The organism is Burkholderia sp. AU16741, from assembly GCF_002223345.1.
In the GTDB taxonomy this organism is placed as follows: Bacteria; Pseudomonadota; Gammaproteobacteria; order Burkholderiales; family Burkholderiaceae; genus Burkholderia; species Burkholderia sola.
Map to the genome: position 1 here is coordinate 712,880 of NZ_NKEZ01000003.1, position 11,931 is coordinate 724,810.

Sequence of the window (11,931 nt, forward strand, 5' to 3'; positions counted from 1 at the left end):
TCGCTGATCGTGCCTTAACGCACGCCGTCGCACCACTAGAATCCGTCCCGATCTGATCGCCGAAACCTTGGTCACTGGGTTGCGTGCCCTTGCGTAAAGGATGGGAAATCTTCGCGCCCTAAGCGAAAGCAAAACGAAAGAAAAAGGCGCAATATCACGCTGCTGTCGAATTGACTGTGGAAATATCCGCATACAATCGTTAAAAAATGCCCAATGGGGTCGACTCATGTCACGAATCTGCCTTATTCCAGATAAAATCGCGCGAGCGGCAGTATTCGCGACCGCAGACCGTCCTTGCCTTGCATCTTTGCGGCGGTCGAACCTGAGAGACAAGGACAAGAACAGATGGCACTCGGACTGACAGATTCGGGGAATTTGGGATACAGCGACATCTACGAAGCGCTCAACCGTGGCCTCATGCAGCACGGCCGTTTGTTGACGTTGCGCACCCCGTTGGGCGATAACGCGCTTACGGCTGTTCGCGCGAAAGGATGGTCGAAGATCGGTCGTGACTACCGCTGGACGGTGGATGCAGTTTCCACGCGCGACGACATCGAATTACTCGCACTAATGCATCAGCAGGTGTCGTTGCTCATCCAGCAGCCGACGGCCCCCGGTCCCGACGCAGAGTATCGGCCGATCCACGGCTTCGTCTATCAGATCAGGCGATTGGGAGCCGATGGCGCGCTTTCGCTTTACCAGATCGAGTTCGCGTCCGCTTTGTTCTTCTTGGGTGAAGGTCGCGACGATTATTACTGGCTGGATTCCGATGCGGTCCAGAGCATTAGCACTGTCTTCGACAAATATCCTCAACTGCGCGGGCGCTATCGATTCAATCTCGGTAGTCAGCCAACTACCCGCACGTATACGCGGCAAAGCGAATCGGACCTGAACTTGGTCCATCGGCTTTTGGAAGATGAGGGCTGGTACTTCTATTGGGAGCATGCGCCGGTCAAGGATAGCGAGCCACCGAAGACAACGCTCGTGATCGTGGACAGCATCTCGGCGCTACCAGAGGCTTATGATGTCGCGTATTCCCGAAGCAATACAGGCGATGAAATCAATGGCTTGACGCAGTGGGTGATGCAACAGACGGCCCAACCTATGGAGTTCAGGTCTACCTCGTTCGATCAGGATCGACCGGGTTCGAGCTTCGCGACCGGGAGCTTGATGGAAACGACGACTTACACCGTCCAGCATTACCGCGACAAGGAAATCCTCAGTATTCCGGGCGTCCCGGTGACAGTGTACGAACCGACGACGTTGGGGTACCCCGACTCCGACAGTGGTGCTCGCCGCGCACAGATTCGAACGCAGGCGTGGGATGCGATGGCCCGTCGTTTTATCGGCGTCGGTGGGGTGCGCTGGCTCGATGCAGGTTCGCGGTTCGTTCTGAATGACCATCCTCGTCACGATACCCCCGATTCGAAGGACCGAGAGTTTCTGTCGGTCGATGTGCATTGGTTCATCCTGAACAATGTGCCGTTCGCCCGGCAGTCGGAAGCGTTTCCGTTCAGCCTGCAATCGGAGTTCGACCGCGTTCAGGCGGAATACGAGCAGGCGTCGGTATCCCGGCCTCGTGCCAACGATGGTTCGGTGGGCTTTTTCTTGATGAAGATGGAAGCGCAGCGCACGGATGTTGTGTACCGCAGTCCGCTCGAGCATAAGAAGCCGGCAATGCAAGTTGAACACTTGCTGGTCGGCGCACCGGACGGCGAAGAAGCGTGGACGAACAAGAACAACGAGATACGTGGCCGGTTCGCATGGGACCGGCAGAGCAAGCCGGACGACTACAACACATCGCCGTGGTTGCGGGTCATGCAGAGTGATACGGGCGACGGCTATGGTGCAGTTCACGTGCCGCGCAAGGGTGAATGGGTCGCGGTCGGTTACTGGCAAGGGGATTGTGATCGCCCCTTCGTGATGGGGCGATTGCCTGGTGGGACCACGCAGCAGCCGTGGCATTCGGACGTACTGAAATCGGGCCAACAGTCGCGCGGCTTCGGCAATACCGGTGCCTACAACGCCCTGATCCACGACGATTCCACGCATCAGGGCGGGCAGCGCCTGACGAGCTATACCGGGGGAACCTACCACCTATTTCATCAGGGGTACTTGATCGATCAGACGGGCAACACGCGAGGCGGGTATCGCGGGATTGGCTACAAACTTCATACCGACGCATTCGGTGCCATGCGCGCGAATCAGGGGATGGCGATCAGCACGCAGCACAAGTCTCCGGACGCCGAACAACTGGACGTGCGGGAAGCGCGCCAGCAACTGGCCCGTGCGGGGAATCTGGTCGATTCGTTGTCGGAAGCCAGCAAGGGGCATCAGGCGGCGGACCTCAAGACCGGTCACGATGCGCTGAAGCATTTCACTGACGCACTCGAATTGCCGCAGACGCCCGAGGCCAAGGGCGGTCGCACGGGAGGTGGCGGCACGGGCACCGCGAACGCCTTCAAGGAACCTGTGATGCTGCTGGACAGCCCGGCCGGAATTGCCGCGTCGACGCAGCAGTCGGTGCATCTCGCGGCGGACCAGCTCATCAACCTCGTCAGCGGTCAGACCACGACCGTCGCGTCGGGACAGTCGTTGATCGTCGCGGCGCTCAACTTGATCAGCATCTTTGCGCAGAACGGCGGGATGAAGGCAATCGCCGGTAAAGGCAACATCGATATTCAGGCGCATGCCGGCGTGATCGATTTGGCAGCTCAACTTGCATTGCACATCCGGTCCGTAACGGATGTTATCGAAGTCGCCTCCGGTAAGGAAATCCGGATTCTGTGCGGTGGCGCGATCATCCAGATCAGTCAGGACGGCAGCATCAATATCCACTCACCGGGCAAGATCGACTTCAAGGCCGCAAGCTATTCGTTTGCTGGCCCCGCGCGGGTCGATATAACGAACCCGGCGTTCAAGGATTCGCCAGTCCAGAAGCTGTCGCTGAACATGTTTGCGTCGCCCTCGGCGAAAAATGCTGCCCCGGTTGGCATGCCATATAAACTCTATGCAGACGGCGCGCTGGTTAAACAGGGCGTGTTCGACGAGACTGGGCAGTTGCCGATCGACCATCATGTGGCGACGCAGAAGTACACACTTGAATTGGCAAACGGCGTTAAGCATGAAATTCCCGTGCCAGGCGATTATCACGACGCTGCTAACGGTGCCCTCGCGAATCAAGGTTTCCAGTTTCACGAAAGTAGTAGTGCGGCGGACATCACTCCACCTGGCGATCGGGCATTGCACCGAACGCGCTACAGCGAACTGCTGAACCCGTCAACCGGAGACGACGCATGACCGCCAAGACGATCACTACGCCGATGGCACTCAATCAGACTTCAAGTGCATCGGTGTGTTCACCTTGGTTTGTGGACACCACGGACGAGGGAAAGCCCGTCGAGTTTCATCCGATCACATGCTCTTACCAACCCCTCGTAAACGGTCAGGAGGCGTTTGGTGCTGTGTATGATGCCATCATGGCGGCACGGTACAGCATTGACATCATCTGTTGGGGCTTCCAGCCGTCGATGTATTTCAAGCGTGGGGACGGAGCGGCATCGCTCAATATCGGTGACCTGCTTCTCAAGAAAGGACTGGAGGGTGTTCGGGTCCGACTTCTGTGTTGGGCAGACTCCCTCAATGTCGCTCAGGTCACCGAAAACTCGACGCCAGGTTTTAGTTGGTTGCGAAACCGTGTCTTGCAGAACGAGAACGATGCAGAGCGGGAGTACGATCGTGCTTGGTATTTGACCGCGCGAGCAGTGCCTCCTTCCCCGTTCCGGGAAGAGCAGGTGAACAAGCAAGCAGCTGATTTGCGCGCAAAGCATGCTGCCGGCCTGCCGCCTCCTGAGCCGTCAAAAAACACCGTAGCCTTGCAGGGGCTACCGTGTATCGAAGTGGCAACGCGAGACTTTTCGTTGGGGGACCGCGCGGAAATAATCTATCGTGAATCGCGGTTTCGCGAAGACAAGAACTTGAACGAAGAAGCGGTCACGTTTGGCTTCGGCACCGAACCTTCGCACCACCAGAAAATGGTGCTCGTGGACTACGAAGCGCCCGAACATGCCGTGGGTTTCGTGATGGGTCATAACACGTTGGATGCATACTGGGACGATGATAAGCATTCGTTTGCGCGGATGCATCCTCGCTTCGGGCGCAATGGTGCGACACCGCGACAGGATATGTCGGCGCTCGTGACGGGACCGATCCTCGAACATCTCAATGTTAATTTCTGCAATGCGTGGAAGCGCAGCACGGATGTCGATTTATTGCCGGCTCGCCGGGCGCTCGCCTCACGACTTCGGTTGCGAAAGGACAAGGGTACGCCAGTCATGGCGCAAATCTTGCGCACACAATCGCAGGAAGGCCGCCGCGATATCCGGGCAATGTACAAGCAGGCGACGGACAATGCGTGCCGCTACATCTATATCGAGAATCAGTATTTCCGCTGGCCGCCGTTGGTCGATCATATCAAGACTGCGATCAACAGACAGACGGCTGGTGGGCGAGATATTGGCAAGCATGGACCGCTGTATCTGTTCGTGGTGACGAATTCCAGTGATGATTCATTGGACCACGGGCAGGTATCGACATACCGGATGATGGAATCGCTGGGACACGCGGACACGATGCCGAACGTGACAAGGTTGGAGCGGAACGACGTGTATCAGCAGCAGCGACGCAATCTAGCGGCGAGCATTGACGGTACTGACAGCACGGCGCAGTTGATTCAGACCTACGGAACGGGTTCGAAGGCTGAGATCGCCAAAGCCTTGGAAAAGAACGAAGCGCACAAAAAGGATTTGCAGAAGCAGCTCAACGACGTGAATGCCAAGATTGCTGACAATAACAAGGGGCAAGTCATTCCAGGCGATATTCCGGGGCTGAAGACACTGATCTGTACTCTGGTTGCGCCAGACTCTCCAGCAGGAAAGTGGATGGACACTTATGTGCACAGCAAGATCATGGTCATCGATGACGTGTTTCTGACGCATGGTTCGGCAAACATCAACACGCGAAGCATGGAGGTGGATAGCGAGTTGAACATCTGCCACGAGCATGGCGATGTGAGCAGGGCTCTTCGGAAGAGGTTGTGGGCAATACATACGAAACCGGCTTCGTCTGAGGGGCAGGGAGCCGCGAGCGGTAATGACGTCAATAGTGCAGCGATAGGTGACAACATGACTGACGCATTCAATCAGTGGGTGAAGATCACGGATCGAAACAAACGCCTGCGAGGAAGCAATCTTCAGCCCTTGGCTGCGCTCGTCAGTTTTTCCTCCAATACGACAACACGAAGCAGGCTTGATTGATCATGCGCGTACTAGTTGCCATCTCCGTTGTTTGCCTGCTGACCGCCTGTTCGAAGAACGAAAGTGCTATGAATCCGTTGCCCGATGTTAGCGCAGTGCGCCTTAATCTCGCCTTCACATGCACGCATGAAGCCGACCATCTGCCGCCCCTTGATCCGGAGGCGGATGCTCTTTTTCAGTACGCCCGATTCCTTGAAAAGAGGGAAGGACCGAAGGATTTCAACGATGTCGCTAGGTACTACCGCATCGCGGCCGCGTTTGGCCACTATAAGGCAAATCACAACCTGCAAATCCTAATCTCGTCGGGAATGGCGTCTTCACCCGATCCTGAGAAGGAAAGCGTTGATCTAGCTGAACAGCTTATCAAGGCAGGTGTGCCAAGCGGTTACTACGATATTGGACACTATCTTCTGAATGGGTACGGGGTTCAGAGAGACGACGAGGCGGCTCGAAGATACATCCGCAAAGCCGCAGATTTGGGAAATGCTGAAGCTCAGTACTATGTTGCTGACATCCTTGCGCCGGATAATATGGCACCGGACATCGCATACGCGATGTTCCAGTGTGCAGCCGATCAAGGCCATGGCAAAGCTGCTAATAACCTTGGAATTATCGAGACGATAAAGCAGCGATATCCAAGTGCACTTCAAGCGTTCCAGCAAGCTGCAGCGGCTGGCGACAGGCAAGGGGCTCTTTCATTGGAGGACGGTTTCAAGGGGCCGCCAGTGAACGACAAGCTCAACTACATTGGGGTGGCCGCCGATCCTGAGCGCGTTCGTCGATACAGTGCAATCGGCAAGTTCATCGACGCGAACGATGGTCGCAATCCCAAGGTTCCGGATATCGATAAGATCGTGCCGCTCCCCCCTGCGAAACTTCCGTCGTGGGATGGCACGTTTCAATGGCAAAAGGAGCAGGAAGCTGCTGCTCCTCCACTGAAACCATCGAGTGAAGTCATCGATCAGATGGCGAAGGCGAAGCATCTCGACCCGGCAACAGGATTACCCCTGGCAAGTCAGGCGGAGAAAACTGCGCAAGAAGATCCGCTTGCGAACATCGCAACTCGTGTGCCTTTGGGGACCGTCGCGCGTACTGGCCAGCAGTGTCCGGAAGATGGAGTGTGGTGCGCGAAGTTGGATGCCGGTCAGGTTGGTGATGCGAAACGCAGGTTTCTTAAGGGTGACGCGTTGCCTTCCGTCGTCGTGCACGAACCTCGACGGCTAGCGGTCCTCGACAGCATGCTGGGTACACGTCAGCGCATGGCCCCTGTTGCCTGGGAACTCGTTGCATACCTTGATCAGTCTTGACGCGGTTCCTCGGTGGAGGACTACAAGCGGATGGTCTTTTGTAATCGACAAGGAAGATCGCTCGACGTGAACCAACCGAATGAAGCGAAGAGGCGTGCGCACCCCGTGACGTTGATAGGGCTCGGCTGGTTGCTGTTCGTCCTTGGGTTGCCGTGCTGGGTCCTAGTGAGCAATGCGCTTCACGTATTCGCTCCGTATGCCGATTGGCCCAAAATGATCGGGATGATCGGGGTACCAGTGCCGTTGCTATTCGTCGCAGCTTGGAAGTACGACCGCGAGTACACGGGTGAAATCGGTCCTCTTCTGGTGGGCTGGTGCGTGGGCGTCGGAGTGGCGAGATTGGCCTTTTTAATCGGAGGCTTGGCTCCGCATGGCTGACTGCGTGGCGAAGATGGCACACCTGTATTCGTTCGTTTGGGGATGTGACTGAGGCAACGGCAAATGACCCGATACTTGATTCTCGATGGAGATCATACGACCGTGGCGGGAACTGTTCGTGTGAAGGCGACGCCGTTTGAATTGGACGGCAGGCATATTGCGCATGAAGACGACGACGTAATTTGCCCTGCTTGCAAATCAATCGGCAAGATTCAATGCGCTGGTCCACGACTTCCAATGACAGGGCCGGACGGACGGCACGTCGCGCTGAGTGATGACCTTTGTATTTGCAAGTGCACCCCGCCACCGAAGCTGGTTGCTTCACAACAGGTCATGTCGGTCGACGTGTGACGCCCACCGCGATGTAGTGAGCGCGTGCCTGTCGATTGTCTATAACGGCCGAAAGACGAGGTATCGATTTCGGTGTGGCGCGGGGCACGAATGGGAAGTTGCGAGCTACGATGTCTTGCCTAAGGCGCACGCGAAGTGGAAGCCCGAACGTCGGTAGCGACTGTGCGCCCGGTACAGTGCCAGCGCGCTCGCCACCATCGAGCGCGTGCTGGTCTGGCCGTCCACCGTCATGCCGTCGAGTCTGCTGGGCAAGGCGTTGTAGTACACGAGCGAACAGTGGCCCCAGCTGGTCTGCTACATCGAGATCGGAAACTGGCCGATTTCTACTAGAGCATGAATCCGACCAGGTGGTGTTAGGCGGAACCGTACGGTTTGGAGTGCGCTGTCGTGGCCTTCAGAATCTTGATGAACCGACGCGCACCCGCCCGTGAGTACGGGAGATTTTCCACAGAAGACCTTAGTAGAAGCCCTTGTAGCTCGACATACCCGGCGTCGGCAGGCCACACGTATACAGTTGCAAGCTCCATGTTGTCATGCACAAGTGCAAGCTCAATGCATTTCGCCCCAACTTCGAACTCCATAAAGATTCCTCGTGCATAGGTAAATCGCGGCTCTTTACCGTGGCTCCATGTTGTATGCGTGCGAGTGCGAATAATCTCGCCGCGTGGGTTTTCCGTGGCCTCGTCTGCCAGCCACGCGTTTTCCATGTACGAACCACCCGCGAAGTATGGTCGGATTGTTCCGAGAAACAATGCCGCTATGTCCAAGGCATCTTCGGCTTCTGACAGACTGGGCTTGTAGTATTTGTGCTCCAGCACGTTTCGCAACTGTGCGATTTTTTTGACCACGCGAGGAGCAAGGAGCCCCAAGGTCTTCAGCTTGTCGAGTCGATCCGGAAAAGACCGTGGCTCCGACAGTCCGAGCGCATCCAACAAATTGAATATCTGACAATCTATCGCTCGCTTCGAATTCGCCAAACTGTTTACAAGCCCTCGCGGACCGCCAAGTCGGAGGTCTTTCTCCGCGAACGTCAGATATTGAGCCGGAGACAGTGGTGTCGAGTTTGTCAACATGCCGAACATTTTTGGATCGAGCGTCGGTTTGCTCCACGACGCGACATGTTGAGCCATATACTCTTGCAACGCTGTCGTGACCACAAAGGCTCCCTTGGATCGATCACACAAACAAACATTCGACTTAGCCCGCGCAAATGAAAACAACCCGACATACTTCTTTTCGCGACGAGAATTCCGATGAGGTCACAACCGAGGATGCACCGATGGCGGTCGAGGGGGAGTCGCCACGTTAGTCGATGGCGCCATCGCATCGGCCATGGAATCGGAACACATTGAGGCTACAGTTTTCAGGATACGCTAGCATAGGCAGAGATCGGCCGGTTCTTGCCCAAGTTTACCAGCAGGTCACGCGGGGTCACTCGAAGTTCGCCGTTCGGCCGGTTGGGGGAGATCACCACTGGCTGATCGCTTTCATCAATTCGTTGCCTCGACGGGTTGAATCCCCAGCCATGAGCAGCTGTTCGACGTTGGGGGTTTGCTCATTGACAATTTTCAGGCGTTGCCGGCACACCTCAAACAGAGCGGCGGAGAGTAAGACGGTTCATCTGTCGGAAAGAGGGGCACTATATGGATCGTGACGAAGCCCGAGCGTTGATGGACGGTAGGCTGGGCGAACAACTAATGAAGTTCCCCTTGCGGTGGTGCAAACCCGCCTTTTTCGGGGTTGAGTCCGAGCCTGGAAATCAAGTTGAAGTGTACAACGGCACGGCTACCCTCATCGTCCGCGGCGATGACCATTTCGCAATCACCTGTCGGCACGTTCTGGACGGCTTTAGGGACGTACAGGTAAAGTCTAATCAGGCATTTTTCCAGATTGGCAATTGCCCGATCGATCCATTGGCTCAGCTTGTGATCGAAGGACAGGGCGATCTGGACGTTGCCGTGCTGAGGCTGACGCATGAACAAGCGCGGAGCGTTGTCCACAACAGCGATGGCATCGGGGAGGGCTTTTTTCAGGTCGGTCAGCACCGGCCGGTCGTCGTCGGTGAGGGCAACGGCGTTGCATTCGCAGGCTTTCCCGGCGCATTGAGACGCCATGACGCGCCCCAAGGGCTCAATTTCGGTTCGTATGGTTGCGGTGCTACGCCTGTCACAGCAGCGAACGATGAAAGGTTCATCTGCCAGTTTGATCGCGACGATTGGGTCGTCCGAGCGGACGAAGCTGAGCCCCAGACCATCGGCGGCCTTAGCGGCGGTCCAGCTTTCCTGATCAGGCAAAGTTCGGCCGGACTGATTTCCTACGAATTCGCTGGCATCGTCTATCAATTTTCCGAAGACTACGAACTGCTGTACATCGCCCAAGCCGCGGCCATTTTTGACCTGATGCATTGAGGCGAGCCACTGCCGCATGCGAATACGCGACAGCCATATCTCACTCCAGGCCCGCAAGCATAGCCGCTAACGGTGGAGGCGACGGGCTGCTCTAGGTCGCCATACACTGGATATGTCGGGCTGCAAGCAGCTAGCGCGAGACGTGTGCGCTTCTTGCCCCTATTGATGATGTGGTTTGTTGCTGCTCATGCTCCTTGCGATGAGCGGCCATTAACTGGCGGATGTCGCTCTGCACTTCGTCAAACAGCGGGCGAATTTTTCCGGCCGTGATGTCTGCGGCTTCCACGACCATGGGGCCGTGTTGACTCTCGTGGCCAATGCGTACAGTGGTCAGTGCGCTATACAAAAGCTCCGACAAGGCTCCCAGCTTCACGAATAGCGGTTCTGGCATAAATAGGAAATTGCGATTGGCATAGATCGAGAACTGACGAACGGCGGTTTCGACGCGCTGGTAGCGGTGAAAGAATATTGTGTGCTGGTAGTACTCCGCCCGGTCGCGGCCTTTGCTCTGCCGCAGATGCTGCTTTTGCGTCTCGAGAAGCTCGCTATCTTTCAAAAACTGCTCAAGTTCCGCATCATTCATTGCTGCAACGTCTGCATACTGCTGTGTCCGACTGGTAAGCCAGCTTACGAGGCCGAACGCATCCGCAAGCTTTTCCCATGCATCGGGGATGACAGTGAATTCGCGCTCTTGGTACTTGAGTCTGCCTTGAAGGTCAGTGTCCCATTTGACCTTCAGCTCGGCCAGTTCCTTGGCATTTGTTTGCCGAAGGTACTCTAGACGCTGCGAAAACTTATCTTCAATCCACTTTTGGCCTAGCCATTTGAACAGTCCGTATGCTATAGCAGCTGCACCACCACCGGTTAGAATGAACTGCTTGAAAAACTCCCACGCGTCAGCTTGCGTCATTTTTTGATTTCCTCCCGGACTACGCGTTGTGGGCCGTGGCCTGAGCGGTCGCCTTCTAAGATTCGCCGTCGACGGTCGCAATTGCAACCGCATGATAACGTCCAAAGAGGAGGCAACACGCTGCAGTGGGTTGCCGAGAGGTCCGCTTTCGGGGCGTTCGATTGGCCGAATCGGGTCGATCGTGGCCCTCGATGAAGTGACGGCAAAGGAATTTCTGACCTGATCTGACGCTGACTGGGAGATTAGGTCTTGGCTTACGCACCTGATTGGACTGGAGAGCGATATCGGCGCCTCGTTTAGGCATTCCGGCCCCCGATTTGGGTAGGCAATAAAGACGTTGGCATACACTTCGACATGCGAAATATAGAAGGCAGCCTGTTTTGCTCAAAATATGAGCGCCGGTGCCCATTTTTCGCCCCCCACCACGGTTCCAGCCGGCGGTTGCAGCACGGCGCAAACATTACAAAAATCTTTCGTTGCGAAAATTCGGCCCATAGCGCCGCCGCATGGCTGTACCCATGCCGAGCCCTATCCGGGGTGAATCGGAGCCCCCTACGGGCCGGAAAATAAGTTAGAGGGTCGTTTCCTGTGCCGGGGAGTGTTCGAGACCGGCCAGAAGACACTGGAAAAGTAAAAATTGCCGATTTGAGGGCGATCGATCGATCCCTTTTATTGGTTTTGGTTAGATTGTGCTACATTTTCCTGCCGAAAAGTCGTTCTGGGGTGTTTGGGGGCATTTTTTAGCGAAAATCCCGGGTTTTGCCTCTCTGCCTCCCGGTTGCCTGCATGTTTTTCGGCTCCCCTGAGCATCGCGCCTTCAACGGCTCTTGCGATCCCGTTCATCGCACCTCGCTTCCCTGAAACGCCTCTGTATCACCTCGCGGTTCAGTCATTCCCATCCTTGAGCTTGCTCCAGAACATCAGTTCGGCGCCTTCGCTCGTCTTAATTAATATGGATGCCTAATTATGTATGCGTATCGTCATGAACCTTTGTTCCTTCTCGGCTTGATTGTTGCCACACCGGGCGCGCTCGATCTTCTCGACCGAACCGGCACGAACGCCGATGGCCTGCTTCGGCGACACAGTAGCGGTGATTGGGGTGTCGTCTGCGCGGCCGATGCTCGCTCGAACGATCTCGCGGTAACGAATGGAACGCGTCTGCTGTCTGCGTATGAGCTGGGCGACGATCGCGAACGGCTGTGGATCATTACCGAGGCAGATCGTCGAACGACAGTTGTCACGCGCCCGTGCGAATACTGACC

General features: G+C 56.2%; 8 protein-coding genes. 6 read left to right on the forward strand and 2 right to left on the reverse strand.

Annotated features, from left to right (window positions below; all coding sequences use genetic code 11):
- The first annotated feature begins 345 nt into the window (after window positions 1–345).
- The 4 genes from CFB89_RS05795 to CFB89_RS05815 all read left to right on the forward strand — a co-directional run bounded on the left by CFB89_RS05795 (window position 346) and on the right by CFB89_RS05815 (window position 7,351).
- Window positions 346–3,300, forward strand: coding sequence for a type VI secretion system Vgr family protein (locus tag CFB89_RS05795; protein WP_089467076.1), 2,955 nt, complete (start codon window positions 346–348; stop codon window positions 3,298–3,300).
- Window positions 3,297–5,315, forward strand: coding sequence for a phosphatidylserine/phosphatidylglycerophosphate/cardiolipin synthase family protein (locus CFB89_RS05800; RefSeq protein WP_089467077.1), 2,019 nt, complete (start codon window positions 3,297–3,299; stop codon window positions 5,313–5,315). The genes CFB89_RS05795 and CFB89_RS05800 overlap by 4 nt, the downstream gene beginning before the upstream one ends.
- 2 nt (window positions 5,316–5,317) lie before the next feature.
- Window positions 5,318–6,622, forward strand: a complete 1,305-nt coding sequence (locus tag CFB89_RS05805; RefSeq protein WP_373559853.1) for a sel1 repeat family protein — start codon at window positions 5,318–5,320, stop codon at window positions 6,620–6,622.
- Between the two features lie 441 nt (window positions 6,623–7,063).
- Entirely contained in the window at window positions 7,064–7,351 is a 288-nt protein-coding gene (locus CFB89_RS05815; protein WP_089467080.1) for a PAAR domain-containing protein, read from the forward strand.
- A gap of 353 nt (window positions 7,352–7,704) precedes the next feature.
- Here the strand turns inward: CFB89_RS05815 and CFB89_RS34015 are convergent, their stop codons facing one another.
- The gene (locus CFB89_RS34015) at window positions 7,705–8,481 is read right to left on the reverse strand and encodes a hypothetical protein (RefSeq protein WP_144030064.1); all 777 of its coding nucleotides are present in this window, start codon (window positions 8,479–8,481) and stop codon (window positions 7,705–7,707) included.
- A 513-nt stretch (window positions 8,482–8,994) separates the two neighbouring features.
- Between CFB89_RS34015 and CFB89_RS05820 the strand changes: the two genes are divergently transcribed.
- Window positions 8,995–9,759, forward strand: coding sequence for a serine protease (locus CFB89_RS05820; RefSeq protein ID WP_089467081.1), 765 nt, complete (start codon window positions 8,995–8,997; stop codon window positions 9,757–9,759).
- 130 nt (window positions 9,760–9,889) lie between these two features.
- On the opposite strand, the gene CFB89_RS05825 is transcribed toward CFB89_RS05820, so the two are convergent.
- The gene (locus CFB89_RS05825; RefSeq protein WP_089467082.1) at window positions 9,890–10,669 is read right to left on the reverse strand and encodes a hypothetical protein; all 780 of its coding nucleotides are present in this window, start codon (window positions 10,667–10,669) and stop codon (window positions 9,890–9,892) included.
- A 966-nt stretch (window positions 10,670–11,635) separates the two neighbouring features.
- On the opposite strand from CFB89_RS05825, the gene CFB89_RS05830 reads away from it, so the two are divergent.
- Window positions 11,636–11,929: a hypothetical protein gene (locus CFB89_RS05830; protein ID WP_089467083.1), complete on the forward strand. Its 294-nt coding sequence runs from the start codon at window positions 11,636–11,638 to the stop codon at window positions 11,927–11,929.
- Window positions 11,930–11,931: the final 2 nt, after the last annotated feature.

Bases quoted from the DNA above. Each gene is read 5' to 3' on its own strand.
- CFB89_RS05795 (WP_089467076.1), top strand. From the start codon at position 346: ATGGCACTCGGACTGACAGATTCGGGGAATTTGGGATACAGCGACATC.
- CFB89_RS05800 (WP_089467077.1), top strand. From the start codon at position 3,297: ATGACCGCCAAGACGATCACTACGCCGATGGCACTCAATCAGACTTCA.
- CFB89_RS05805 (WP_373559853.1), top strand. From the start codon at position 5,318: ATGCGCGTACTAGTTGCCATCTCCGTTGTTTGCCTGCTGACCGCCTGT.
- CFB89_RS05815 (WP_089467080.1), top strand. From the start codon at position 7,064: ATGACCCGATACTTGATTCTCGATGGAGATCATACGACCGTGGCGGGA.
- CFB89_RS34015 (WP_144030064.1), bottom strand. From the start codon at position 8,481: ATGGCTCAACATGTCGCGTCGTGGAGCAAACCGACGCTCGATCCAAAA.
- CFB89_RS05820 (WP_089467081.1), top strand. From the start codon at position 8,995: ATGGATCGTGACGAAGCCCGAGCGTTGATGGACGGTAGGCTGGGCGAA.
- CFB89_RS05825 (WP_089467082.1), bottom strand. From the start codon at position 10,669: ATGACGCAAGCTGACGCGTGGGAGTTTTTCAAGCAGTTCATTCTAACC.
- CFB89_RS05830 (WP_089467083.1), top strand. From the start codon at position 11,636: ATGTATGCGTATCGTCATGAACCTTTGTTCCTTCTCGGCTTGATTGTT.